This window comes from Xanthomonas sp. AM6, from assembly GCF_025665335.1.
GTDB lineage: Bacteria > Pseudomonadota > Gammaproteobacteria > Xanthomonadales > Xanthomonadaceae > Xanthomonas_A.
The window spans coordinates 2,106,775-2,131,449 of sequence record NZ_CP106869.1 but is presented as its reverse complement, the minus strand read 5'-3'; the positions used below and the strand labels follow the sequence as shown (position 1 = coordinate 2,131,449).

General features: G+C 69.8%; 20 protein-coding genes and 1 other RNA gene. 7 read left to right on the top strand and 14 right to left on the bottom strand.

The annotated features are described in order from the left end of the window. Positions 1-288 precede the first annotated feature (288 nt). From dnaJ to hrcA, 4 genes are all read right to left on the bottom strand, one after another. The gene (gene dnaJ / locus OCJ37_RS08890; protein WP_263113281.1) at positions 289-1,422 is read right to left on the bottom strand and encodes a molecular chaperone DnaJ; all 1,134 of its coding nucleotides are present in this window, start codon (positions 1,420-1,422) and stop codon (positions 289-291) included. A 159-nt stretch (positions 1,423-1,581) separates the two neighbouring features. Then, entirely contained in the window at positions 1,582-3,498 is a 1,917-nt protein-coding gene (gene dnaK, locus OCJ37_RS08885) for a molecular chaperone DnaK (RefSeq protein ID WP_263113280.1), read from the bottom strand. A 149-nt stretch (positions 3,499-3,647) separates the two neighbouring features. After that, positions 3,648-4,169, bottom strand: coding sequence for a nucleotide exchange factor GrpE (gene grpE / locus OCJ37_RS08880; protein WP_263113279.1), 522 nt, complete (start codon positions 4,167-4,169; stop codon positions 3,648-3,650). Positions 4,170-4,408: 239 nt separating this feature from the next. Then, positions 4,409-5,467 (bottom strand): heat-inducible transcriptional repressor HrcA, encoded by a 1,059-nt coding sequence (gene hrcA / locus OCJ37_RS08875; protein WP_263113278.1) that lies wholly within the window; start codon positions 5,465-5,467, stop codon positions 4,409-4,411. A 113-nt stretch (positions 5,468-5,580) separates the two neighbouring features. On the opposite strand from hrcA, the gene recN reads away from it, so the two are divergent. Next, a complete protein-coding gene (recN, locus tag OCJ37_RS08870) occupies positions 5,581-7,248 on the top strand; it encodes a DNA repair protein RecN (RefSeq protein WP_263113277.1) in 1,668 nt (555 codons plus the stop codon). A 724-nt stretch (positions 7,249-7,972) separates the two neighbouring features. Here recN and fur read toward each other — a convergent pair. Beyond that, positions 7,973-8,395 (bottom strand): ferric iron uptake transcriptional regulator, encoded by a 423-nt coding sequence (gene fur, locus OCJ37_RS08865; protein WP_179565169.1) that lies wholly within the window; start codon positions 8,393-8,395, stop codon positions 7,973-7,975. Between the two features lie 103 nt (positions 8,396-8,498). Between fur and bamE the strand changes: the two genes are divergently transcribed. Then, complete coding sequence (gene bamE / locus OCJ37_RS08860; RefSeq protein WP_263113276.1) at positions 8,499-8,897, top strand: outer membrane protein assembly factor BamE; 399 nt, start codon at positions 8,499-8,501, stop codon at positions 8,895-8,897. 23 nt (positions 8,898-8,920) lie between these two features. On the opposite strand, the gene OCJ37_RS08855 is transcribed toward bamE, so the two are convergent. Together OCJ37_RS08855 and OCJ37_RS08850 are read right to left on the bottom strand one after the other, a co-directional pair. After that, complete coding sequence (locus tag OCJ37_RS08855; protein WP_263113635.1) at positions 8,921-9,175, bottom strand: RnfH family protein; 255 nt, start codon at positions 9,173-9,175, stop codon at positions 8,921-8,923. A gap of 5 nt (positions 9,176-9,180) precedes the next feature. Next, on the bottom strand, positions 9,181-9,612 hold the full coding sequence (locus OCJ37_RS08850; RefSeq protein ID WP_263113275.1) for a type II toxin-antitoxin system RatA family toxin: 432 nt from the start codon (positions 9,610-9,612) through the stop codon (positions 9,181-9,183). Between the two features lie 60 nt (positions 9,613-9,672). On the opposite strand from OCJ37_RS08850, the gene smpB reads away from it, so the two are divergent. Next, positions 9,673-10,176: an SsrA-binding protein SmpB gene (gene smpB, locus OCJ37_RS08845; RefSeq protein WP_003467984.1), complete on the top strand. Its 504-nt coding sequence runs from the start codon at positions 9,673-9,675 to the stop codon at positions 10,174-10,176. 91 nt (positions 10,177-10,267) lie between these two features. On the opposite strand, the gene OCJ37_RS08840 is transcribed toward smpB, so the two are convergent. Further along, entirely contained in the window at positions 10,268-12,577 is a 2,310-nt protein-coding gene (locus OCJ37_RS08840) for a S8 family peptidase (RefSeq protein WP_317633230.1), read from the bottom strand. Positions 12,578-13,192: 615 nt separating this feature from the next. Here OCJ37_RS08840 and ssrA point away from each other — a divergent pair. From ssrA to OCJ37_RS08825, 3 genes are all read left to right on the top strand, one after another. Beyond that, positions 13,193-13,544: a transfer-messenger RNA gene (ssrA, locus tag OCJ37_RS08835) on the top strand. A gap of 440 nt (positions 13,545-13,984) precedes the next feature. After that, positions 13,985-14,215 carry a hypothetical protein gene (locus OCJ37_RS08830; RefSeq protein WP_263113768.1) on the top strand — a complete coding sequence of 77 codons (231 nt, stop codon included), beginning with the start codon at positions 13,985-13,987 and terminating at the stop codon, positions 14,213-14,215. Between the two features lie 126 nt (positions 14,216-14,341). After that, entirely contained in the window at positions 14,342-15,316 is a 975-nt protein-coding gene (locus OCJ37_RS08825; RefSeq protein ID WP_263113274.1) for a GGDEF domain-containing protein, read from the top strand. A gap of 337 nt (positions 15,317-15,653) precedes the next feature. Here OCJ37_RS08825 and OCJ37_RS08820 read toward each other — a convergent pair whose 3' ends face one another. The 6 genes from OCJ37_RS08820 to OCJ37_RS08795 form a co-directional block, all read right to left on the bottom strand. Beyond that, entirely contained in the window at positions 15,654-17,099 is a 1,446-nt protein-coding gene (locus tag OCJ37_RS08820) for an efflux transporter outer membrane subunit (RefSeq protein WP_263113273.1), read from the bottom strand. Beyond that, positions 17,093-17,827, bottom strand: a complete 735-nt coding sequence (locus tag OCJ37_RS08815; protein WP_263113272.1) for an SDR family oxidoreductase — start codon at positions 17,825-17,827, stop codon at positions 17,093-17,095. Before OCJ37_RS08815 ends, OCJ37_RS08820 begins: the two co-directional genes overlap by 7 nt. A 31-nt stretch (positions 17,828-17,858) precedes the next feature. Next, complete coding sequence (locus OCJ37_RS08810; RefSeq protein ID WP_263113271.1) at positions 17,859-21,029, bottom strand: efflux RND transporter permease subunit; 3,171 nt, start codon at positions 21,027-21,029, stop codon at positions 17,859-17,861. A 144-nt stretch (positions 21,030-21,173) separates the two neighbouring features. After that, positions 21,174-22,379: an efflux RND transporter periplasmic adaptor subunit gene (locus tag OCJ37_RS08805; RefSeq protein WP_263113270.1), complete on the bottom strand. Its 1,206-nt coding sequence runs from the start codon at positions 22,377-22,379 to the stop codon at positions 21,174-21,176. Further along, a complete protein-coding gene (locus OCJ37_RS08800; protein ID WP_263113633.1) occupies positions 22,376-23,137 on the bottom strand; it encodes an SDR family NAD(P)-dependent oxidoreductase in 762 nt (253 codons plus the stop codon). Before OCJ37_RS08800 ends, OCJ37_RS08805 begins: the two co-directional genes overlap by 4 nt. Positions 23,138-23,142: 5 nt before the next feature. Continuing rightward, on the bottom strand, positions 23,143-23,367 hold the full coding sequence (locus tag OCJ37_RS08795; RefSeq protein WP_263113269.1) for a hypothetical protein: 225 nt from the start codon (positions 23,365-23,367) through the stop codon (positions 23,143-23,145). A gap of 129 nt (positions 23,368-23,496) precedes the next feature. On the opposite strand from OCJ37_RS08795, the gene OCJ37_RS08790 reads away from it, so the two are divergent. Further along, complete coding sequence (locus OCJ37_RS08790; RefSeq protein WP_263113268.1) at positions 23,497-24,603, top strand: LysR family transcriptional regulator; 1,107 nt, start codon at positions 23,497-23,499, stop codon at positions 24,601-24,603. Positions 24,604-24,675: the final 72 nt, after the last annotated feature.

The following is a 24,675-nucleotide window of genomic DNA, read 5'->3' as shown; positions in this document are numbered from 1 at the left end:
TCCGCCGCTACGAATCCAATCCCCAATCCCAGCAACTAAAAGGCACGTGCCCCGGCGCCAAATCGCGCCCCACACGCGCCTCTCCCTGCCAACAAAGACCCACCAGGCACCAGGGATCCGCCATTACGAATCCCCAATCCCCAATCCCAAATCCCAGCAACTAAAAAGGCACGTGCCCCGGCGCCAGAATCGCGCCCCACACGTGCCTCTCCTTGCCCAGCACGGACCCCACCAGGCACCAGGGATCCGCCGTTACGAATCCCCAATCCCCAATCCCGCATCCCGGCCTCACGACGTCATCCGGTCCCAGAACCCCTTGACCCCATCGATGAAGGTCGCCGACTTGGGCGAATGCTTGCGCGCGTCCTCGCCGGTGAAGGTGGACTCGAACTGCTCCAGCAGCTTGCGCTGGTCGGCGGTGAGGTTGACCGGGGTCTCCACCACCACGCGGCAGTACAGGTCGCCTTCGCTGCGGCTGCGCACCGAACGCACGCCCTTGCCGCGCAGGCGGAACAACTTGCCGGTCTGGGTCTCGGCGGGGATGCGGATCTCCGCCTCGCCGCCGAGCGTGGCCACGCGCACGGTGTCGCCGAGCGCGGCCTGGGAGATGCGGATCGGCACCTCGCAGTGCAGGTCGTCGCCGTCGCGCTGGAAGATCGGATGCTCGCGCACCCGCACTTCCACGTACAGGTCGCCGGGCGGGGTACCGGCCGGACCGGCCTCGCCCTCGCCGGACAGGCGGATGCGGTCGCCGTTGTCCACGCCGGCCGGAATCTTCACCGACAGCACCTTGGTCTCCTCGACGCGGCCGGCGCCGTGGCAGGTGCCGCACGGGTTCTGCACGATCTGGCCGCGCCCGGCGCAGTGCGGGCAGCTCTGCTGCATCGCGAAGATGCCGCGCTGGATGCGCACCTGGCCGCGGCCCTGGCACGTCGTGCAGGTCTCGACCTTGCCGTCTTCCGAGCCGCTGCCGTGGCAGTGCTCGCATTCGCCCAGGGTCGGGATCTCGATGCGCCGTTCGATCCCGGCCACCGCCTCTTCCAGGTCCAGCTCCAGCACGTAGCCGATGTCGGCACCGCGACGCGACGCGCGGCCACCGCCGCCGGCACCGCCGAAGATGTTGCCGAAGATGTCGCCGAAGATGTCGCCCATGTCCGGGCCGCCGGGGCCGCCGCCGCCCATTCCGCCCATGCCGTGCTCGAACGCGGCGTGCCCGTGCGCGTCGTACATGCGCCGCTTGTTGCCGTCGGACAGGACCTCGTAGGCCTCCTTGCACTCCTTGAAGGCCGCCTCGGCCGCGTGGTCGCCCGGATTGCGGTCGGGGTGGAACTTCATCGCGCAGCGGCGATAGGCCTTCTTCAGCTCGTCGTCGCTGGCGGTACGGGCCACGCCCAGCACTTCGTAGTAGTCGCGTTTGCTCATAGGGCGGAGATTGGGGATTCGGGATGCGGGATTCGTTCAAAGCAAAAGCGGAGAGCGTTAACTCGTCCGCTTTTGCGAGCGCTACGGACAGGGATCGGGAGCGGAAAACCGGCCGGCAAGGCCGTCCGACTCCCCATTCCCGAATCCCAAATCCCGGCGTTACTTCTTGTCGTCCTTGACCTCGGTGAACTCGGCGTCGACCACGTCGTCGCCGGCGGCCTGCGCGCCGCCCGGGGCGGCGCCCGGCTGCTGCTCGCCGGCGGCCGCCGCCGCGTACAGCGACTGGCCGGCCTCTTCCAGCGCCTTGGTCTTGGCCTCGATCTGGCCCTTGTCGTCGCCCTTCATCGCCGTTTCCAGGTCGGCCAGCGCCGACTCGACCTTGCCGATCACGTCGCCGCCGACCTTGCTGCCGTGCTCGGTGATCGCGCTGCGGGTGGCGTGGATCAGGCCGTCGGCCTGGTTGCGCGCCTGCACCAGCTCGTGGAACTTCTTGTCCTCCTCGCGGTTGGCTTCGGCGTCGGCGACCATCCGCTGGATCTCGTCGTCCGACAGGCCGGAACCGGCCTTGATCTCGACCTTCTGTTCCTTGTTGGTCTTCTTGTCCTTGGCCGACACGTGCAGGATGCCGTTGGCGTCGATGTCGAAGGACACCTCCACCTGCGGCAGGCCGCGCGGCGCCGGCTCGATGCCGGACAGGTCGAACTTGGCCAGCGACTTGTTGTAGCGGGCCTGCTCGCGCTCGCCCTGCAGCACGTGCACGGTCACCGCGGACTGGTTGTCCTCGGCGGTGGAGAAAGTCTGCGAGGCCTTGGTCGGGATCGTGGTGTTCTTCTCGATGATCTTGGTGAACACGCCACCCAGGGTCTCGATGCCCAGGCTCAGCGGGGTCACGTCGAGCAGCAGCACGTCCTTGACGTCGCCGGCCAGCACGCCGCCCTGGATCGCGGCGCCCAGCGCCACGGCCTCGTCGGGGTTGACGTCCTTGCGCGGTTCCTTGCCGAAGAACTCGGCCACCGCCTGCTGCACCTTCGGCATGCGGGTCTGGCCGCCGACCAGGATCACCTCGGTCACGTCGCTGGCGCGCAGGCCGGCGTCGTTGAGCGCGGTGCGGCACGGCTCGATGGTGCGCTTGACCAGGTCCTCGACCAGCGCCTCGAGCTTGGCCCGGGTCAGCTTGATGTTGAGGTGCTTCGGGCCCGACGCGTCGGCGGTGACGTACGGCAGGTTGACCTCGGTCTGCTGCGAGGACGACAGCTCGATCTTGGCGCGCTCGGCCGCGTCCTTCAGGCGCTGCAGCGCCAGCGGATCCTTGCGCAGGTCGATGCCCTGGTCCTTGTTGAACTCGTCCACGAGGTAGTCGATGACGCGCTTGTCGAAGTCTTCGCCGCCCAGGAAGGTGTCGCCGTTGGTGGCCAGCACTTCGAACTGCTTCTCGCCGTCGACGTTGGCGATCTCGATGATCGACACGTCGAAGGTGCCGCCGCCCAGGTCGTACACCGCGATCTTGCGGTCCCCGCCCTGGCCCTTGTCCAGGCCGTAGGCCAGCGCCGCGGCGGTCGGCTCGTTGATGATGCGCTTGACGTCCAGCCCGGCGATGCGGCCGGCGTCCTTGGTCGCCTGGCGCTGGCTGTCGTTGAAGTACGCCGGCACGGTGATGACCGCCTCGGTGACGGTCTCGCCCAGGAACGCCTCGGCGGTCTTCTTCATCTTCTCCAGCACCTGCGCGGAGATCTCCTGCGAGGCCAGCTTGCGGCCGTCGGCGGTGGCCACCCAGGCGTCGCCGTTGTCGTGCTGGACGATGCCGTACGGCACCAGGCCGATGTCCTTCTGCACTTCGGCGTCGGTGAACTTGCGGCCGATCAGGCGCTTCACCGCGTAGAAGGTGTTCTTCGGGTTGGTGACCGCCTGGCGCTTGGCCGAGGCGCCCACCAGCACTTCGCCGTCCTTGGTGTAGGCGACGATCGAAGGCGTGGTGCGGTCGCCCTCGGAATTCTCGATGACGCGGGCCTTGCCGCCGTCCATGATCGCCACGCACGAGTTGGTCGTGCCCAGGTCGATGCCGATGATCTTGCCCATTGGAATGACTCCTGAAAAATTCTGGTGTCCGGCCGCTGCCGGGGTCTGGTTCGGATATAGGGATGGCCGCAGGTCATTCAAGCCATCACCGCAAATTAGCGTTCTGCCGGGATCGCGCCCGATTCAGGCGCGCGCCGCGGCGGCGCGCCTCACTCGTGCCTGGCGACCACCACCAGCGCGGGGCGCAGCAGGCGGTCGTTGAGCAGGTAGCCCTTCTGGAACACCTGGATCACGTGGCCCGGGGCGACGCCGTCGGCCTCGGCCTGGCTGATCGCCTGGTGGTGGTCCGGGTTGAACGGCTGCCCGGTCGGGTCGAGCAGGGTCAGGCCGTTGTCGGCGGCGACCTTGAGCAGTTGCTTGTAGGTCAGTTCCAGACCGTCGCGCAGCGGGCTGGGCTCGCTGCCGGCGGCGCTCAGGCCGGCGTCCAGGCTGTCGAACACCGGCAGCAGGTCGCCGAGCAGGCGCTCGTTGGCGAACTTGCGCGCCTGCTCGACGTCGCGGGCGATGCGCTTGCGCTGGTTCTCCAGGTCGGCGCGCTCGCGCAGCGCGTCGGCCTTGACCAGCGCCAGCTCGCTGCGCAGCGTCTCCAGCTCCGCCTGCAGCGGATCGGTCGCCGGCTGCTGCGCGTCGCTCAGGCGTTCAGAATCGAATTCGGGGTGGTCTTGGTTCATTTCCGGTTCCCTGGCGGGAGGTGCACCCGCCCTACCGAACCACCTATGTGGGCGTCGGGGACGGATTCAAGATGCTGTGTTGCGGGTTCGGGCTCGGGGAATCGGGATTGGGGCTTGGCTGGGCGCGCGCAGGCGGTGGGGCCGCAGCCGGGTTTGGTCCAATCAAAGATGTGCGCCGGATGCGACGACGCAACGGTCAACCCGCGGAGCGGGGCCGCTTGCCGCCCTGCCCTTGCCTGCTAGCGCTCTGTCGGGGGATTGGGGTCCAGCGCGGCACCGAGCACGTCGGCGGCGGTCTGCACCAGCGGGATCACCCGGTCGTAGTCCATGCGCTTGGGGCCGATCACCCCCAACACGCCCAGCACCTGGCCGCCGGCCATGTACGGCGCGGTGACCAGCGACACGCTCTCCAGCGGCACCACCCCGGTCTCCTCGCCGATGAAGATGCGGACTCCCGGCGCCTGGATGGTGCGCTCCAGCAGCTGCAGGATCTCGCGCTTGCTGGCGAAGATCTCGAACAGTTCGCGCAGCCGCTCCAGGTCCGACAGGTCCTGCACGCCCATCAGCTTGGTCTGCCCGGCCAGCACCATGTCGTCGCCGGCCGGGGCCAGCGCCTGCTCGGCCAGCTCCACGCTGTGCGCCAGCAGCAGTTCCATCTCGTCGCGGGCATGGCGCAGCTCGCGCAGCAGGCTGGCGCGGATGTCGGCCAGCGCGCGCCCGGCGAAATGCGCGTTCAGATAGTTGGCCACCCGCTCCAGCTCGGCCGGCTCGTAGGCCTTGCGCGGCTCGATGACCCGGTTCTGCACCTCGTTGTCGGCGAACACCAGGATCGCCAGCACCCGGCGCGCGTCCAGCGGCACGAAGTCGATGTGCCGGAACGCGAACTGCTCGCGCTTGGGCGCGCTGACCACGCCGACGAAATGGGTCATCGCCGACAGCAGTTCCGAAGCGCTGCCGAGCAGCGCCTGGGTGCCGGCGGCGCTGCTCATCTCCGCACGCAGCCGCGCCACCTCGCCCTCGCCCGGCGGACGCATCTGCACCAGGCTGTCGACGAACACCCGATAGCCGGTGGCGGTGGGAATGCGCCCGGCCGAGGTATGCGGCGAGCTGAGCAGGCCGGCGTCCTCCAGGTCGGCGAGGATGTTGCGGATCGTCGCCGGGCTCACGTCCAGCCCGGCGTGGCGGGCCAGGGTCTGCGAGCCGACCGGTTCGCCGTCGCGGATATAGCGCGAGATCAACGTGCGCAGCAGCTGCCGGGCACGCGGGTCGAGCGAGGAGTGGACCGGGGAGGCGCGCATGGAATCAATCCGTGAGACTGGACACTAGATAATGGCTGCATGCCGGCTTGGCAAGTCATTGGCCCACCTATCCGCGCATGCTAGCGTTGCGCGGCCCTGGATTTGCGACCCCCATGCTCAGACATCTCTCGATCAAGGATTTCGCCGTCGTGCGCGGCACCGAACTGGAATTCGGCCCCGGCATGACCGTCGTCTCCGGCGAAACCGGCGCCGGCAAGTCGCTGATGGTGGATGCGCTCGGCTTCCTGTCCGGGCTGCGCGCCGACAGCGGCGTGGTCCGCCACGGCGCCGACCGCGCCGAGCTGTCGGCCGAATTCGCCGTGCCCGAGGCCGCCCCGGCGCGCGCCTGGCTGCGCGAGAACGAGCTCGACGACGACGAACAATGCCAGCTGCGCCGGGTGATCCGCGCCGATGGCGGCTCGCGCGCCTGGATCAACGGGCGCCCGGTGACCCTGTCGCAGCTGGCCGAGCTGGCCGGGCACCTGGTCGAGATCCACGGCCAGCACGAACACCAGGCGCTGCTGTCGCGCGGCAGCCAGCTCGGCCTGCTCGACGCCTACGCCCGCAACGAGGCCGAACGCGCCGCGGTGCGCGCCGCCGCCACGCGCTGGCAGGCGCTGCTGGCCGAGCGCGACGCGCTGATGGCGCAGGGCGACGTGTCCGACCGCATCGGCTTCCTCGAACACCAGCTGGCCGAACTGCAGCGCGAGGACCTGGAGCCGGCGGCGATCGCCGCGCTGGACGCCAACCATCGCCGCCAGGCGCATGCCGCGGCCCTGATCGGCGCCTGCGAAAGCGCGGCGCAGCGGCTCAACGGCGACGACGCGCCGGCGGTGCTGGAACTGCTGCAGCAGACCCGCCACGAACTGGGCAAGGTCGGCGAATACGACCCGCGCCTGGGCGAGGTCCAGGCGCTGATCGACAGCGCCACGATCCAGCTGGAAGAGGCGCTGGCGCTGGTCGACCGGGTCCGCGACGACCTCGACGCCGATCCGGCGCAGTTCGAGGACATGGAGCGCAAGCTGGGCCGGCTGCACGACCTGGCGCGCAAGCACCGGGTCACCCCGGACACCCTGGGCGAACACCGCGACGCGCTGCTGGCCGAGGTCGAGGGCCTGCGCGGCGCCGGCGAACGGCTGGACGTGCTGGACGCGGAGATCGCCCGCGCCGCGCAGGCCTGGCGCGACGCCGCGGCCGCGCTCACCGGCACCCGCCAGCGTGGCGCGCAGGCGCTGTCGCGCGACACCACCGCGCTGATCGGCGAACTGGGCATGGGCGGCGGGCGCTTCCTGATCCAGCTCGAGCCGCACGAGGCCGAGCGCCCCGACCCGGCTGGCGCCGAGCGCGTCGAATTCCTGGTCGCGGCCAACGCCGGGCAGCCGCCGCGCGCGCTGCGCAAGGTCGCCTCCGGCGGCGAGCTGTCGCGCATCTCGCTGGCCATCGAGGTCGCCGCGCTGGGCCTGGATGCGGTGCCGACCATGGTGTTCGACGAGGTGGACTCGGGCATCGGCGGCGCGGTCGCCGACATCGTCGGCAAGAAACTGCGCGCCCTGGGCGAGCAGCGCCAGGTGCTGTGCGTGACCCACCTGCCCCAGGTCGCCGCGCAGGGCCATGCCCACTACCGGGTCAGCAAGGCGCCGGTCGAAGGCATGACCCAGAGTTCGGTCGAACTGCTGGCGCCGCGCCAGCGCGAGGAAGAACTGGCGCGGATGCTGGGCGGAGTCGAAGTCAGCAAGGAAGCCCGCGCGGCGGCCAAGCGGCTGCTGCTGAGCGTGAGCTGAGGGGCGGCGGCTGGGCTCGGTTCGGCCGTGCGCCGCCGCCGGGCTCCCAGGTGCCGCGGCGCCTGCCCGTGGGCCGGGCAGCAGTTGGGTACGCCGCCGTGAGGCCCTCGTCGGCCGGGCGATGACCGCGCGAAGCAGTGGGGGCTGGCAGCTCTGAACTGGGCGGGTCGGGGCGGAAGCCCCTCCTACAGTGCACCCAGCAAACCGGCCGCAAGCCCCGCGTAGGAGCGGTTTCAACCGCGACGGAGCCACGCAACTGACCGGCTTCGGAAACAGTCGGGACTGAAGTCCCTCCCACAACACAGGGCCAGGTACCTCCTCGGCCGACCATTCGGCCGGGCGCCGGCCCAGGCCCAGGCCCAGTTCCCGCTTCCAGCCGGCCCGCCATGCGCCCTTGGGGAACGACTCTGGTTGGCCTCGGGCCAACATGTGAGAAGCCAGCCGGCTTCGGATCGCGTCGGATCGAGGCTGAAGCCCCTCCCACATGCACGCGGTCGGCCCGCCGCGCGCGCCCGTAGGAGCGGTTTCAACTGCCACGCCCGGAGCCACCAACCAGTTGGCTTCAGAAGCAGTGGGGACTGAAGTCCCTCCCAGAGAAGCGGCCCTGCCCGTCGCAAGCGCCCCCTGTGGGAGCGACTTCAGTCGCGACGCGCGGAGCCATGATCGGCGACGCTCCCGGCCCCCGTGCCAGTAGGCCAATGCGCGCCCGAAGGGCGCCGACCGCTCAGCCCTTCTTGCCCGCCGGGCGCTTGCTGCGCACGTACAGCACCAGCGAGTGCTCCTCCAGCTCGTAGCCGTGATCGGCGGCGATCTTGCGTTGCAGTTCCTCGATCTCGGCGCTTTCGAACTCGATGACGTTGCCGGTGTCCACGTCCACCATGTGGTCGTGGTGGCCGCCGCGGTCCAGTTCGTACACCGCCTGGCCGCCCTCGAAATTGTGCTTGAGCACCAGCCCGGCCGCCTCGAACTGGGTCAGGACCCGGTACACCGTGGCCAGGCCGATCTCGTCGCCATGGTCGAGCAGCTGGCGGTAGATCTCCTCGGCGGTCATGTGGTGGCGCGCCGACTTCTGCTCGAGCAGCTCCAGGATGCGCATCCGGGGATGCGTGACCTTCAGGCCGACTTTGCGCAGATCGTGGGATTCCATGGCGTCTCCGTTCATAGCTGGTTTAGCGCCAGCTGCCTCGGGGTGGGTCGCGGCGGTCGTCGGAAGTGTATCATCGACCCGATTTCCCTCAGTACTGTCCCCGATGCGCAATCTCTTGCTGGTCGCCGTTGTTGCCCTGTCCACCGCTGGCTGCGGCATCATCTACAAGCAGCCCATTTATCAAGGCAACCTGATCAAGCAGGGGGCCGTCGACCAGCTGAAGGTCGGGCAAAGCAAGCAGCAGGTCGGCGCACTGCTCGGCACGCCGTCGATCCCGGACCCGTTCCACGCCCAGCGCTGGGACTACACATCCACCGAGCGCGTCGATCGCCTTGGCAAGACCGAGATCAAGAATTTCGTCGTCTACTTCGAGAACGACGCGGTGACCCGCTGGGAAGGCGACTATTTCCCGGACCGCGATTCGGAGCTGGCCAAGAACAGCGTGCGCCAGTTCGGCCGCAACCTGGCCAAGGACAAGAAGAAGCAGCGCCGCGGCGAGTAAGCGCGCGCATACGCCCAACGGCGCTAGCGCGGTTTCGCGCGCCGCCGCCGGGCGTCCTTCGGATCGGCCAGCAACGGCCTGAGCAGTTCCACGCGGTCGCCGTCGTGCAATGGCTGGCTCGGCGCGGCCACGCTGCCGTGCGCCGCGCAGGGCATGTCCGGCGTGGCCCCGGCCAGGCCGGCGGCGGCCACGGCATCGGCGACGGTGGCACCCTCGGGCAACTGCACGGTGCGCGCGAGGTAGCGCTCCGGCCAGGCCAGCACCACCTCGACCCGCACCCCGCTCACGCGTCTTCGCGGTCGGCGACGCGGACGAAGTCGTTGACCATGCGGTCGGCCAGGCTCTGGAAGCCCAGCGCCAGCGCCGGCCCCAGCAGCCGCGAGGCCGGTTCGAAGTCCAGCATCAGGCTGACCTTGCTGGCATGGTCGTTGAAGCCCTGGAACTCCCACTGGCCCTGCAGCCGCTTGAACGGGCCGTCGCGCAGCAGCATATCGATGCGGTCGGGGCGCTGCAGCCGGTTCTCGGTGGTGAACCAGGTGCGGAACGAGCCCAGGCCCAGGTCCAGCCGCGCCACCAGGACCTGGTCGCTGTGCTCGAGCACATGCGCTGCATTGCACCAGGCGAAGCGGCGCGGATAGGCGGCGACATCATTGACCAGGTCGAACATGCGCGTTGCGGGGTGTTCGACCAGGGCGCTGCGGCGGATGATAGGCATTCGGTGCGGGGAAGTAGACCAAGACGTTCGGGAGGACCCCGAATCGGAGACAATAGCAAGATGAGCAAGAAACCCGCCAAGGATAAAGCAAACGGCGCGACGGCCAACAAGACCATCGCGTTGAACAAGCGTGCGCGCCACGAATACCACCTGGAGGACCGCTACGAAGCCGGCCTGGCCCTGCAGGGCTGGGAGGTCAAGTCGATCCGCGCCGGCCGCGCCAACATCGGCGAGAGCTACGCGTTCGTGCGCCAGGGCGAGCTGTTCCTGTTCGGCGCGCAGTTCACCCCGCTGATCCAGGCCTCCACCCACGTGGTCGCCGACGACCGCCGCACCCGCAAGCTGCTGCTGCACCGGAGCGAGATCGACAAGCTGATCGGCCGCGTCGAGCGCGACGGCTACACCCTGGTGCCCACCGCAATGTACTGGAGCAAGAACAAGATCAAGCTCGAGATCGCGCTGGCCAAGGGCAAGCAGGACCACGACAAGCGCGACGCCGCCAAGGACCGCGACTGGGCCCGCGACAAGCAGCGGATCATGCGGCGGCACAACAAGAACGCGTGATTGGGGATGGCGGGATTGGGGATTGGCAAAGGCGGCATGCCAGACGCCGCCGTTACGAATCCCTGATCCCCAATCACCAATCCCTGCTCCATCACGTCGCCCCCAGCATCCGCATCAGGCTCGGCAGACCGCGGCCCTGCATGTAGGGATCGCGCTGCAGGTCCAGACACTGCGCCAGCAGCAGGTGCTTGACCCGATCCGGGAAGCCGATGAACTCGCGGCGCACCGACAGGAACGCGGCGATCAGCCCGGACACGTGCGCGGCGGCCATGCTGGTGCCGCTCATCTCCACCATCCAGGTGCTGGGATCGTCGGCGTCGTAGCGATGGTGGGCCGAGACGATCTTCTCGCCCGGCGCCACCAGGTCCGGCTTGTGCCGGCCATCGGCGGTCGGGCCGCGCGAGGAGAAGTACGACACGCCGTAGCTGTGCGGGCTGCTCTTGTGCACCGAGCCTACCGCCAGCGCCTCCTCCAGGTTGGCCGGATCGCCGATGCTCAGGTCCAGGTTCAGCGGATAGGCCTCCCCGTCGTTCTGCATCAGCCAGGCCAGGCCCTCGTTGCCGGCCGCGATCACCACCACCACGCCCTGCCGCCACAGCCGGCGCAGTTCGTTGCACAGCGGGGTGAAGCCGCAGCCGTAGCTTTCCGCATCGAAGTAGCCGCCCAGGCTCAGGTTGACCCCGTGGATGACCAGCTCGCCGGCGCGTTCGTTGATCTCGGCGACCTGCTGCACGCCCTTGATGATCCACGAGTCGCGGCCGTTGCCGTCGTCGTCCAGCACCTTCAGTCCGTACAGCCGCGCCTGCGGCGCCATGCCGGCGAAGCGCAGCGGCGTGGCCGGCGCCATGCCGGGCAGCGGCGCCTCGCATTGGCCGGCGATGATGCCGGCCACGTGGGTGCCGTGGCCGTTGCGGTCCAGGGCGGTGAAGCCGTCGCCGTCGCCGGGGCGCAGTGCGCGCGCGCGGCCGCGCTGGGTGCAGTCCCATTGCGCCAGCACCGTCTCGGCCAGGCCAGGCTGCCGGAAGTGCGGGTGCGCCGCGGCGATGCCGCTGTCCAGCACCGCCCAGCCGATGCCGGCGCCGAGCGCGTGGTAGGCCACCTGCGCCGCATCGGCCTGCACGGTGCTGCGCGACTGGTAGATCAGCGCGCGCTTGCCGGCGTCGCGCCACAGCCGTTTCAGGCTCAGGCTGCGGTAGCGGTCGCGCAGGCTCTCGATCTCGTAGCGGGTCAGCCGCGCCGACACGTAGCGCTGCAGCGTGTCCTCCAGTTCGATCGCCGCGTCCAGCGCATCGCCCTCCAGTCCGGTGGAAGCCTGGGTCAGCTCGCGCAACGCGGCGACCAGATCGTGCCGCAGCTGCTCCGGTTCGCGCGCGCCCGGCAGGCGGTCCAGTTCGATCAGCACCTCGTGGCGATAGTCCGGCGCATGCGCCTCCAGCTGGTCGGACAGGTCCTTGATCAGCACCGGGTGCGCGATCGGCTGGTCGAAGCCCACGCCGACCGCGCGCCGCACCTCGGCGCGGACCTCGGCGATGGACAGGTAGCCGGAGCCGGAATGCGGGTTGCGCTGCCAATCCGGATTGATCCGCGCGCCGGCGATGTTGTGGAAACGCCCCTGCGCGTCGGCGATGTCGTCGCTGAGGTCCTCGTCCAGCGCCACCGGATCGCGGCGCTCGGCGACGTTGACCCAGCGCTTCACGCAGGCCGGGAACGGCAGCTTCCCGGTGCCGGTCCACTGCTTGAACATGCTGCGCACCACCGGCAGGCCCAGCGGCGAGCCCAGCGTCAGCAGCAACGACACCTCGCACCCCTCGGCCTGGAATTCGCGCAGCACGTCGTAGGCGATCAGCGAGCCCTGGCTGTGCGCGACCACCACGAACGGACCGCCGCCGGCGCGCATGCGCTGGCGCAGGCTCTCGCGCATCTGCTCGCGCCGCGCCGGCACGAAGAAGAAATCGTGCACGTCCTGCAGCAGCGCCGCGGAGATCAGCTTCAGCAGCATCCGGTTCAGTACGTCGATCGGCCCTTGCGCGTGCATGCCGGCGGCATCCGGCGCGCCCGCCTGCACCTGGTCCAGCACCTGCTGCAGGAAGGTGCGCTCGGCGTCGCTGCCGGCCAGCGTCTCGGCCAGCAGGCGCAGGTCGGCCAGCTGCGGGACCACGCCCAGCGCACCGAGCACGCGCTGCTCGGCCTGGTTCAGCGCCGGGCCGCGGTCCTGGTCCTGGCAGCTGCCCGGCTCCGGCGACGGATAGCGCTCGCGGCTGACCCAGTACGCCATGCGCGTGCGTTCGCCCATTTCGCGACCGAACAGGGCGCGATCCCACTGGCAGCGCAGCACCTCGGCCGGCGGCTTGTTGCCGATGCCGTGGATGTAGACGACCGTCCGCGCCCGCCCCTGCGCCAGCGAACCTTCGCCGGTGGCCTTGGGCCGGGGCGTATGCGCGGGTGCCGCAGCAGGCGTGGCGGCTCCGCCTCGGGGAACGGACTGCGCGCTCGAGGTGGCGTCGGCTGCCGCCTTGGCCGTCTTGCTCGCCTTCGCCTTGGTCGCCTTGACCGCCGTGGCCGTCTTGACCACCCTGGACTTGCCTGCCGCGGACTTTGGCGCGGCCGATGCGTTCGCCGCCCCGGGCCGCACCCGTCCGCCAGGTCCATCGGCGGCCTGCCCCGCGGCCTTGGCCCGAGCTCGTGGCGCCACGGCCTTCTTCGGTGCCGTGGTTTGCGGCACAGCCTTCTTTGCCGCAGCGCCGCGCGGCGGCGGCGCGCCGTCGGCTGGCGGAACCGCGTTCGCGGGATTCGCGGCCGGGGTCGGTGCGGCCGCCGTCCGCTTCCGGTCGCGCCCGCCGTCGCGCGCACGCTGTTGCCTGGTCGCCATTGCGATGCTCCATGCCTGAGGGAGATCCGCCGGCGCGCCGGTAGCCGTTGCGCCGAGTGAAGCCAGCTTAAGCCGCCTTTGTCGCAAGGCTTGTGACTGCCCTCCCCGATCCCTACACTGTGCTGGTCAGCGTTTTACGTTTTCCCCGGGGGTGCACTGGTTTCGACGGGGGTTGCAAAATCGCTTGGCGCATGCCGAGGGGGCAGCTTTCCTCGTAAATCCAGCCGCAAACTTATAGTTGCCAACGACGACAACTACGCACTGGCCGCTTAAGGCCTAGCCCCGAAATCGCTTGTGTCCGTGCTCGCGACGTAGGGTCATTATCACGGAATCGCCGGTGGTGGCTGCCTGTCAGCCATTGGCTAAATGAAGCAGGCTGGTCCCGGGATGCGCTTCGCACATCGTGCTGTCCCAGGGCGAGATCCAACGATGAGCTAAGCATGTAGTGCCGGGGATGGAGTGCCTTCGGACGGCGGTTCGATTCCGCCCACCTCCACCATCTGAACGTCCGCAGCGGTTCGCGGACGTACACCAAGGGTCGGATTGTTCTGGACATCCAGGAAAATCCGGCCCTTTTTGTTTGTGCGTTGTCTGTGCCCCGCCATGCGGAAAGCAAGTTCGGCCCCGCGATACGGGCGCACTGTTGGGACGGTGCGCGCGTGGCTGCGCAGCGGCACAGGCAAATGCAAGCGGATCGGGCAACCGGTCTGCGCCAGCCCGAAGGGCGGCTGCGGATGCGTAGGAAGTGGGATGGTCCAGCCGCGGATGCCTGCACCCTTGAAGCAGCCCTGAGAGTGATCCTCGGCCGCACAGCTGGTGACGCACGATGGGTCGGGAGGCGTTACGACCATGTCCTCGCGGCGTGTCCGAACGGCGTCACGCGGCGGACGGCGACGGGCGCCGCAGGACCGGCGCACGTCCGCCGGCCGCAGCGCCGACATGCCCATCACGCACTGCCTGTACGGTATTGCCCTCGATTGCCGACCATGGTGTGCCATGCAACTGACCAGCGAACAACTGCGCATCCTGCAGGACATCCATGACACCAAGCCCGTCAGCGAGGAAGAGGCGAACTGGGCGGTGCGGGAAGGCTATGCCGCGCAGGGCGAGGACGGCGACATCGCCCTCAAACCCAAGGGCCTGCAACTGGTCGGCACCGGAGCGCCATAGCGCCCGCGTCCGTCGCGTCCGCCGTCCAATGGCCACGCTCAACCACGACCGCCGGACCGTGGCAGCCGCCTGCCGCTGCCCGCTTCCGGGCGCTGCCGCACGCGCCGCCGGGCCATGAGCACCTCGATGCGTCGTCACTTCCGGCTCGGCATCATCAAGATCCTCGGGCCGGCCACCGCCGCGCTGCTGCTGCTGTTCGGGGCCTATCAATGGCTGCAGGGCCAGCCATGGACAGCGGCGGCCGGCGCCGTGCTGGCCAGCCTGGCGGCGGTGGCCACCTGGCTGGCGCTGCGCCGTGGCGACGACCGCATGGACGCCCTGCTCAGCCTGAGCTGGCTGCTGGGCAGCGCGCTGGCCTGCCATGTCCTGCACAACGCCGCGGTGCCATGGCTGTACCTGGCGATGATGAGCAACTTCGCCGTGGTCGCGCGCAGCATCGGGCTGGCCTGCAACGCCACCTTGATCGTGATCATGCTGGTCACTCCGGGCACGCTGCCCAGCGCCGAGCACGCGTTCTCGCTGCTGGCGGTGTCGCTGTTGATCACCGGCCTGGGCTACCTGCTGTCGCTGCACCTGGAGGGCGACCGCCAGCAACTGGAGCAGATGGCCTCGCACGACGCGCTGACCGGGCTGCCGAACCGGCGCATGCTGGAACGCAGCCTGACGCAGCGCGTGGCCGATCCGCGCCGCAGGGCGCGCCGGCACGGGCTGGTCGTGCTCGACATCGACCATTTCAAGGTGGTCAACGATCTCTACGGGCACGCGGCCGGCGACCGCACGCTGGCCGAACTGGCCGCGCTGCTGCGCTTCGAGGTGCGTCCGCCGGACGAGGTGTTCCGCTTCGGCGGCGAGGAATTCGTGGTGGTGGCGCGGCTGCAGTCGCGCAGCGAGCTTGCGGCCTTCAGCAAGCGCCTGCACCAGGTCACGCGCGAGGCGCTGCGCGGCCCCGGCGGCGACATCACCGTTTCCCTCGGCGCAGCCATGCTGTGCGACGAGGTCCATTGGCAGGACTGGTTCTCGCGCGCCGACGCGGCGCTGTACCAGGCCAAGAACGGCGGCCGCGACACCTACGTGATCGCCGACGATCTGGCCCAGGAGTGAGCGGCCGCGCAAGGCAGACGTACGCGCCAGCGGCGCCATTGCGCGCTGCTACGCGCGTGAGACGCGTTGGCGCCCGCTTGCATGGGTGATGTGGCGTGCGCCTTCCTCGCGCACGGCCGCCGCTACTCGTTCTGCATCGTCGCCTGACGCTCCAGCATCAGCGCCAGGATTCACCAGGATCGGGAACGCGGCGCGCAGACTCTGCGGTAACCAACCGCAGCGCCCACGCCTCCTGGCCAGCCATCCAGGCGCGTCAGGTCTTCCCGCCACTCCCGCCGCGACCATGGCCGCTCGCGCAGGCTGCCACCAGCCTGGCGAGCGCCCACGGCTCCGCCGGTTAGCGCGACACCGGCGCCGGCGGCGTCGCCAACGCCACGTCCTGCGGCAGCACCGCGTCCTGGCCCCAGCCGCCCAGCGCCTTGTACACCCGCACCACGCCGACGTTCACCGACGCCTCGGCATCGGCCAGGGCATCGTCGGCGGCCAGCTGGGTGCGCTGGGTGTCGAGCAGGGTCAGGAAATCCACCGAGCCCTCGCGATAGCTGATCTCCGCCAGCGCGGCGGCGCGCCGCGCCGCCTGCGCCTGCTCGACGACGATCGCCAGCCGCGCCTGCTGCTTGGCGTAGGCGGTCAAGGCGTTCTCGGTGTCTTCCAGCGCGCCGAGCACCGCCTTCTCGTAGTCGGCGGCAGCGCCGTCGGCCTGCGCTTCGCTGGCGCGCAGCCGCGCCCGCACGGTGCCGAAGTCGAACGCCGCCCAGCTGATCGAGGGCGTCAGCGACCAGGCCTTGCTGCTGCCCTGCAGCAGCGAGCCGGCATCGCCGGACAGGAAGCCGACGAAGCCGCTGAGGCTGATCCGCGGGAACAGGTCGGCGGTGGCCACGCCGACCCGCGCCGTCGCCGCCGCCAGCCGGCGCTCGGCGATGCGCACGTCGGGACGCCGGCGCAGCAGCTGGGTGGTATCGCCCAGCGGCAACGCGCGGGCGTAGGCCGGCGTCGGGCGCGGCGCCAGCAGCTCGTCGAGCGCGCCGGGAGTGCGCCCCAGCAGCACCGCCAGGCGATGCCGGGCCTGCGCTTCGCTGACTTCCAGCAACGGGATGTCGGCCTCGATCGCCTTCAGCCGCGCCTGGCTGCTCTGCACGTCCAGCTCGCTGCCGGCGCCCAGTTGCAGGCGGGTCTCGGTCAGGCGCTGGGTGTCGCGCAGATTGTCCAGCGTGGTGCGCGCCACCGCGATGCGCTTCTGCGCGCCGCGCAGCTCGAAGTAGTTGCGCGCCACTTCCGCGGCCACGGTCACCTGGGCATCGGCCATGCCCGCCTGCTCGGCTTCCAGGTCGGCCCGCGCGGCCTCGCTGGCGCGGCGCTGGCGACCGAACAGGTCCAGCTCCCAACCGGCATCGAAGCCCAGGCTGTAGCTTTCGGTCAGCACGCGCGCGCCGCCGGCGTTCGGGTCCGGCGCCTTGCTGCGCGTGTAGTCGCCGCCGGCGGTGACGTGCGGCGCCTGGTCCAGGCGCCGTTCGGCGAAGGCGGCGCGCGCCTGGTGCACGCGCGACAGGGCGATGCGCAGGTCGAGGTTGGCGACCAGGCTCTCGTGCACCAGCTGTTCCAGCACCGGGTCGTCGAACTGCGCCCACCACGACGCCACCGGCGAGGTGGTCGCGAACACCGGCGCCGCCGCGCCCTGCAGCGTCACCGGCGCCTGTTCGGGCGCGCGGTAGTTGGGGCCGACGCTGGCGCAGGCGCTGAGCAGCGCCAGCGCCAGCGCGCCGATCGCGGGACGGATCACCATGGCAGCACCTGGCCGACGTGGGTGTAGCTGCCGGTCGGGCCGTCGGCGTCGAGCAGCGCCATCATCACGCTGCTGCGCGCGCCGTCGGCCACTTGCAGTTCGCCCTCGCCCGCGTTCATGTCGGTCTTCACGTAGCCGGGGTGGATGGTATTGACCTTGATCGGGGTGTCGCGCAGTTCGTAGGCCAGCTGCACGGTCCACGCGTTCACCGCGCTCTTGGACACGTTGTAGGCCGGCACCTTGAAGTCGTAGATCGGCGAGCCGGGCTGGCTGTGCAGCGTCACCGAGCCGAGCAGGCTGGACACGTTGACGATGCGCGCGGCCGGCGCGGCGCGCAGCAGCGGCAGGAACGCCTGGGTCACCGCGATCAGGCCGAACACGTTGGTGTCGAAGGTCTTGCGCCAGGTCTGCAGGCTCTGCTGCGAGACCGCCAGCTTCATGTCGTCGACGATGATGCCGGCGTTGTTGACCAGGATGTCGAGCCGGCCGTGGCGCGCCTGCACCGCCGCCACCGCGGCGGCGATGCTGGCATCGTCGGTGACGTCCAGGGTCAGCGCTTCCACCGGCAAGCCTTCGCCCTGCAGTTCCAGGGCGGCGGCGCTGGCGCGGGTGGAATCGCGGCCGGCCAGCAGCGTGTGCACGCCGGCCTCGGCCAGCTGGCGCACGGTGTGCAGGCCGATGCCGCGGGTGGCACCGGTGACGAGTGCGATTTTTTGAGTAGCGTTCATGCGAATGTCCAGAGAAGGGGGAATTGGGGGATCAGGCGTGGGTCGGTGCGGCGCCGTGCGCCGGGCCGTGCGATACCAGCGGGCGACCGGCCAGCTTGCGCAGGGCGACGTAGAACACCGGGGTGAGGAACAGGCCGAACAGGGTCACGCCGAGCATGCCGGCGAACACCGTGATGCCGGTGGCCGAGCGCACTTCGGCGCCGGCGCCGTGCGAGAACACCAGCGGCACGGTGCCGGCGATGAACGCGATCGAGGTCATCACGATCGGGCGCAGACGCAGGCGGCAGGCCTGCAGCGCCGATTCCACGATGCCCTTGCCCTGCAGCTCCAGTTCGCGGGCGAACTCGACGATCAGGATCGCGTTCTTGCACGCCAGGCCCATCAGCACCACCAGGCCGACCTGCACGAACACGTTGTTGTCGCCGCCGGTCAGCCACACGCCGAACAGCGCAGACAGCAGCGTCATCGGCACGATCAGGATCACCGCCAGCGGCAGCGTCCAGCTTTCGTACAGCGCGGCCAGCACCAGGAACGCCAGCAGCACCGCCAGCGGGAACACCACCATCGCCGCCTTGCCCTGGGTCGCCTGCTGGTAGCTCAGGTCGGTCCACTCGATCTCCATGCCGTTGGGCAGGACCTGCTTGGCGATCTGGGTGACCTTGGCCATCGCTTCGGCCGAGGACAGCATGCGCGCATCCGCCTCGCCGGCCAGGTCGGCCGCCGGGTAGCCGTTGTAGCGCAGCACCGGGTCCGGACCGAAGGTCTGCTTGACCGTCACCATCGAGCCGATCGGCACCATCTCGCCGGCGGCATTGCGGGTGCGCAGCCGGGCGATGTCCTCCACGCTCTCGCGGAACGGCGCGTCGGCCTGGGCGATCACCTGCCAGGTGCGGCCGAACTGGTTGAAGTCGTTGACGTAGGTCGAGCCCAGGTAGGTCTGCAAGGTGTCGAACAGATCGGTCAGGGCCACGCCCTGGGCCTTGGCCTTGACCCGGTCGACCTCGGCGTCCAGCTGCGGCACGTTGGCCTGGTAGGTGCCGATCGGATAGCTCATGCCCGGGGTCTGCGCCACCGCGCCCTGCATCGCGTTGACCGCGCTCTGCAGTGCGCCGTAGCCCAGGTTGGCGCGGTCCTCGATGAACAGCTGGTAGCCGTTGCCGTTGCCCAGGCCCAGGATCGGCGGCGGCATGAACGCGAACGCCATGCCCTCGCCCAGCTGGGAGATGCGCTGGTTGATTTCGGCATTGATCTCCAGCGCGCTGCGGTGGCGCTTGGCGAACGGCTTGAGGGTCAGGAACACCACGCCGGTATTGGGCGTGTTGGTGAACTGCAGCGCGTTCAGGCCGGGGAAGGAGATCGCATGCTCCACGCCGTCGGTCTGCATGGCGATGTTGGTGACCTTGCGCAGCATCGCGTCGGTGCGTTCGAGCGAGGCGCCCTCGGGCAGCTTCACGCCGGCGATCAGGTACATCTTGTCCTGGGTCGGAATGAAGCCGGCCGGCACCGCCTTGAACATCACGCCGGTGGCCACCAGCAGCACCAGATAGACCGCGAACACCACACCGCGCTTGCCGAGGATGCGCGACACGCTGCCCTGGTAACGCTCGGAGTTGCGGTTGAAGAAGCGGTTGAACGGGCGGAACAGCCAGCCGCCGAACATGCGGTCCATCAGCCGCGACGGGCCATCCTTGGGCGCGTCGTGGGCGCGCAGCAGGCGCGCGGCCAGCGCCGGCGACAGGGTCAGCGAGTTGATCGCCGAGATCACCGTGGAGATGGCGATGGTCACCGCGAACTGCTTGTAGAACTGGCCGGTCACGCCGGACAGGAACGCCATCGGCACGAACACCGCGCACAGCACCAGCGCGATCGCCACGATCGGGCCGGACACCTCGCGCATCGCCTGGTGCGCCGCGGCCAGCGGGGTCAGCCCTTCCTCGATGTTGCGCTCGACGTTCTCCACCACCACGATCGCATCGTCCACGACGATGCCGATCGCCAGCACCAGCCCGAACAGGGTCAGCGTGTTGATCGAGAAGCCCAGCACGTACAGCGCCGCGAAGGTGCCCACCACCGACACCGGCACCGCGATCAGCGGGATGATCGACGCGCGCCAGGTCTGCAGGAACAGGATCACCACCAGCACCACCAGCAGCACCGCCTCCAGCAAGGTGTGCACCACGGCGGTGATCGAGTCGCGCACGAAGATCGTGGTGTCGTACACCGCCTCGTACTTCACGTCGGCCGGGAACTGCTTGGTGAGCTCGTCCATCGTCGCGATCACCTGGTCGCGGATCTGCAGCGCATTGGCGCCCGGCGCCTGGAAGATGCCGATGCCGACCGCGTTCTTGCCGTCCAGCTGCGAGCGCAGCGTGTAGTCGCCGGCGCCCAGCTCCAGGCGCGCGACGTCGGCCAGGCGCACGCTCTCGCCGTCGGCCCCGGTCTTGAGCACGATGTCGCCGAACTCCTGCTCGCTGCGCAGGCGGCCCTGCGCGTTGATCAGGGTCAGGAACTTGCTTTCAGGCATCGGCTCGGCGCCGAGCTGGCCGGCCGAGACCTGCACGTTCTGCTCGCGCATGGCGTTGACCACGTCGCTGGCGGTGAGCCCGCGCGCGGCGATGCGCTCCGGGTCGAGCCAGGCGCGCATCGCGTAGTCGCCGCCGCCGAACACCTGCGCATCGCCCACGCCCTGGATCCGCGCCAGCGCGTCCTTGACGTGCAGGCGCGCGTAGTTGCGCAGGTACAGCGTGTCGTACTTGCCCTTCGGCGAGGTCAGGTGCACGACCATCAGGAAGGTCGGCGACTGCTTCTGCGTGGTCACGCCCTGCCGGCGCACGTCCTCGGGCAGGCGCGCCTGCGCCTGCGCCACGCGGTTCTGCACTTTCACCGCGGCATCGTCGGCATCGGTGCCCGGGCGGAAGGTGATGGTCATCTGCAGCACGCCGTCGGAGCCGGCCACCGACTTGAGGTACATCATGCCTTCCACGCCGTTGATCGCCTCTTCCAACGGCGTGGCGACGGTCTCGGCGATGACCTTGGGGTTGGCGCCCGGATACACCGTGCGCACCACCACCGAAGGCGGTACCACTTCGGGGTATTCGCCGATGGGCAGCATCGGGATCGCGATCAGACCCGCGGCGAAGATGACGATCGACAGCACGGCCGCGAAGATCGGCCGGTCGATGAAGAATCTGGAAAAGTCCATGGGTGGTGGTCCTGGAAACGGGTTGAAACGGGTGGCCGCACCGGAGCACGGGCAAAACTGTGGCGATGCCGGGCCACGACGGTGGCCCGGCCTGCGGCGACCGGCCGCCAGCGCGGCCGGTCTGCGACGCTGCGCGACCGCGGGTCAGTCGAGAGCGACGGCCTTGCGCGCGGCCGCCGGCGTCGCCGTGGCCAGCGCCACGGGCTTGGCCTGCACCGGCATGCCCGGCATGAACACTTTCTGCACTCCGTCGACGATGACGCGGTCGCCGGGGTTGAGCCCGCTGGTCACGATGCGCAGGCCCTCGGCGTCACGCCCCAGCTGCACGTCGCGGCGCTGCGCCTTGCCGTCCTTGTCGACGACGTAGACGTACTTGCGGTCCTGGTCGGTCAGCACCGAGCGGTCGTCGATCAGCATCGCCTTGAAGCGGCCGCTGCCGAGCAGGCGCACGCGCGCGAACAGGCCCGGGGTGAAGCTGCGGTCGGCGTTGTCCAGCACGGCGCGGACGCGGATGGTGCCGGTGGTGCGGGTGATCTGGTTGTCGAGGAAATCGACCTTGCCGGCGTGCGGGAAACCGTCCTCGCCGACCAGGCCGACCTGCACCGGCAACTGCCCGTCGCGCTCGCTCGGCCGCTCGCCCTTGCGCGCCATCTGCGCATAGCGCAGGAAGGTGCCCTCGTCGGCGTCGAAGTACACGTGGACCTTGTCCAGCGACACCAGCGTGGTCAGCACGCTGGCGCTGTCGCCGGCGCTGACCAGGTTGCCGGCGGTGACCTGGGCGCGGCCGGCGTGGCCGTCGATCGGCGCACGCACCTGGGTCCATTCCAGGTTCAGCCGCGCGGTGTCGACCGCGGCCTGCGCGGCGAGCACGTCGGCCTCGGCCTGCTCGGCGGCGGCGTGGCGCTGCTCCCAGCTCTCGGTGGAGATCGCCTGCTGGTCGGACAGCTTCTTGGCGCGCGCCGCCTCGCTGCCGCTGAGCTTGGCCTGGGTCCGCGCCCGCGCCAGTTCGGCGTTGGCGCGCGCCAGTTCGGCGCGGTAGCTGCGCGCGTCGATGGTGAACAGCACGTCGCCCTTCTTCACTTCCTGGCCTTCGACGTAGTTGACCTTGTCGATGTAGCCGGACACGCGCGGGCGCAGGTCGACGTGCTCGACCGCCTCGACGCGGCCGCTGAACTCGTCCCACTGGCTGATTTCCTTCTGCAGCACCGGCGCGACGCCGACCGCCGGCGGCGGCGGCGCGCCCTGCCCGTCGGCCTTGCTGCCGCAGGCGGCCAGGGCCACGGCCAGCAGCGCGATCGCCAGCGGGCGCAAGACGCGTGGGGAGTGGAGGGACATCGGAATCGGGTTCATCGGGAGACCTCGTGAGTGGAAGGGGAAAAATGCGATGCGGTCATCAGCGAGGTGCGTGGACGCGCGTACTGTTGTTTGTCGATATCGACCACGGCCTGGCCGGGCGTGTCGCGGTCGGCGAGCAGCGACACCGCGGCGCGGCCCACGCTGAGCGTGGTGAACCACTCCGGGCAGCCGTCGGCGGCGGTGTCGCTGCACACCGGATGGGTCAGCGACAGCAGGTGGACGCGCACGCCCAGCGGCTTGGCCTCTTCGTGCAGGACCTGGGCGAGCATGCGGATCGCCGCCGTGGCCACCGAACTGTCGCCGTGCCCGGCCCAGGCGCGCAGCGCGCACGGGCTGCCGAGCAGGATGTAGCGCCCGCCGCGCTCGGCCTGCGCCAGCAGCGGCAGCAGGTGCCGGGCCGCGGCCAGGTGCGGCAGCAGGTCGGCGTCCAGGCGCCGGCGCAACGCGGCGATCGGCTGGTCCAGCAGGCGCCCGCTGCGCAGCGGGCTGCCGAGGCTGGCGACCACGCCGGCCAGCGGCCGCGGCCGTTGCGCCACGAGCGCGGCCAGCGCCGCGGCGCCGGCATCGTTGGCGACCGAGCCCTGCAGCACGTCCAGCGCCGGTTCGTCGCTGTAGCGTTCGCGCAGCGCGCGCAGGCGGCCGCGGTCGCGCGCCACCGCCAGCACCGGGCTGCCGGCCTCCAGCAGTGCGCCGACCACGCCGTGGCCGACGGTGCCGGTGCCGCCGAGCACCAGAACCTCCGGGTCCAACATCCCGCTCACGGGACTTTTACTCCCGCAAACGGGACAATCGCGATGCGGTCCAGTCGCCCGCCGCCGCGGCGACCGAGCTGCAGCGTACTGCCGCTCTGGCTGCGCGGAGGGGGCGTAAACTCGCGAAAGGCTTTCAGGTAACCGGTTTCCAGCGCGTCGATTGGCGTCCCGTCTACCGGAACGGGACGGCGGGCGCCCACGAGAAACTGGAACAGAGTACGCAACGACATGGGGAAATGGCCTGGCTGGCGGCGAATGCGTACAAATTAGGCGTCAAAGCCGCACTTGATTAGTCCGAATTAAGGGGAATAATCGTCCCGTCACCGGTCCAATCGCCCTCAACCCTCCAGGAACCCGCCATGACCCACGATCTGAACGACACCCTGATCTTCGTCAAGGTGGTCGAACAAGGCAGCTTCATCGCCGCGGCCAATGCGCTCGGCCTGCCCAAGACCACCGTCAGCCGCAAGGTGCAGGACCTGGAGGCGCGGCTCGGCGCGCGCCTGCTGCACCGGACCACGCGCCGCCTCGGCCTGACCGAGGCCGGCGCGGTCTACCACGAGCACTGCCAGCGCATCGCCCGCGAACTGGAGGAAGCCGAGAGCGCGGTCGGGCAGCTGCAGGCCGGCCCGCGCGGCTGGCTGCGTTTCAGCGTGCCCTACTCCGCCGGCATTTCCTGGGTCGCGCCGATCCTGGGCGAATTCCACAAGCAGCATCCGGAAGTGCGCCTGGAAATGGTCATGACCAGCGACAAGGTCGATCCGATCGCCGAAGGCGTGGACGTGGCCCTGCACATGGGCGCGCTGCTGGATTCGACCATGGTCGCGCGCAAGTTGGCCACCTTCCGCACCCAGGTGTTCGCCAGCCCGTACTACATCGAGCGCCATGGCGAGCCGCTGCACCCGGACGACCTGCAGCACCACCGCACGCTGGCGCTGAGCAACGGCCGCAACGGCAACAACCGGCTCAGCTGGCCGCTGCGCAACGGCAAGCAGAGCGGCGAGTTCGCGATCCAGCCGATCCTGGTGGCCAACGACTCGGCCGCGCTGATCGGCGGCCTGGTCTGCGGCGAGGGCCTGGTGCTGGCCAGCGACGCGACGATCAAGCCGCTGATCGAGGCCGGCAAGGCGCGGCGCGTGCTCGGCGGCTGGGTCGGCCCGGACCTGGACTTCAACGCGGTGTTCCCGGGCGGGCGCATGCTGTCGCCGAAGGTGCGCGCCTTCGTCGATTTCCTGGTCGACAAGCTCAACTTCGACGTCAACTACATGCTGGCGCAGTGCCCGGCCAAGCTGGCCACGCAACAGGCCGACAGCGGCGCCGAGTTCACCCTGTGCAGCGGCGTGGCGATGAACACCCAGTCGCTGTCGCTGCCGCAACTGGCCGATGCGACGCTGCCTGGCACCGCGCCGATGCCGGCACCGGCACCGGCACCGGCACCGGAGGAGGAAGAAGAAGCGCTGGTTTGAGCCAGGCACGTCCGCGCGTTGCGCGGCCGACCTCGGGAACGCGAACGGGCCGCATGCAGCGGCCCGTTCGCG

Coding starts and splice junctions, on each gene's coding strand:
- OCJ37_RS08805 (WP_263113270.1), bottom strand. CDS start 22,379: ATGAACCCGATTCCGATGTCCCTCCACTCCCCACGCGTCTTGCGCCCG.
- OCJ37_RS08850 (WP_263113275.1), bottom strand. CDS start 9,612: ATGCCTATCATCCGCCGCAGCGCCCTGGTCGAACACCCCGCAACGCGC.
- OCJ37_RS08795 (WP_263113269.1), bottom strand. CDS start 23,367: ATGTCGTTGCGTACTCTGTTCCAGTTTCTCGTGGGCGCCCGCCGTCCC.
- smpB (WP_003467984.1), top strand. CDS start 9,673: ATGAGCAAGAAACCCGCCAAGGATAAAGCAAACGGCGCGACGGCCAAC.
- OCJ37_RS08810 (WP_263113271.1), bottom strand. CDS start 21,029: ATGGACTTTTCCAGATTCTTCATCGACCGGCCGATCTTCGCGGCCGTG.
- bamE (WP_263113276.1), top strand. CDS start 8,499: ATGCGCAATCTCTTGCTGGTCGCCGTTGTTGCCCTGTCCACCGCTGGC.
- OCJ37_RS08800 (WP_263113633.1), bottom strand. CDS start 23,137: ATGTTGGACCCGGAGGTTCTGGTGCTCGGCGGCACCGGCACCGTCGGC.
- grpE (WP_263113279.1), bottom strand. CDS start 4,169: ATGAACCAAGACCACCCCGAATTCGATTCTGAACGCCTGAGCGACGCG.
- fur (WP_179565169.1), bottom strand. CDS start 8,395: ATGGAATCCCACGATCTGCGCAAAGTCGGCCTGAAGGTCACGCATCCC.
- OCJ37_RS08830 (WP_263113768.1), top strand. CDS start 13,985: ATGCCCATCACGCACTGCCTGTACGGTATTGCCCTCGATTGCCGACCA.
- recN (WP_263113277.1), top strand. CDS start 5,581: ATGCTCAGACATCTCTCGATCAAGGATTTCGCCGTCGTGCGCGGCACC.
- OCJ37_RS08790 (WP_263113268.1), top strand. CDS start 23,497: ATGACCCACGATCTGAACGACACCCTGATCTTCGTCAAGGTGGTCGAA.
- OCJ37_RS08815 (WP_263113272.1), bottom strand. CDS start 17,827: ATGAACGCTACTCAAAAAATCGCACTCGTCACCGGTGCCACCCGCGGC.
- OCJ37_RS08820 (WP_263113273.1), bottom strand. CDS start 17,099: ATGGTGATCCGTCCCGCGATCGGCGCGCTGGCGCTGGCGCTGCTCAGC.
- dnaK (WP_263113280.1), bottom strand. CDS start 3,498: ATGGGCAAGATCATCGGCATCGACCTGGGCACGACCAACTCGTGCGTG.
- hrcA (WP_263113278.1), bottom strand. CDS start 5,467: ATGCGCGCCTCCCCGGTCCACTCCTCGCTCGACCCGCGTGCCCGGCAG.
- dnaJ (WP_263113281.1), bottom strand. CDS start 1,422: ATGAGCAAACGCGACTACTACGAAGTGCTGGGCGTGGCCCGTACCGCC.
- OCJ37_RS08825 (WP_263113274.1), top strand. CDS start 14,342: ATGCGTCGTCACTTCCGGCTCGGCATCATCAAGATCCTCGGGCCGGCC.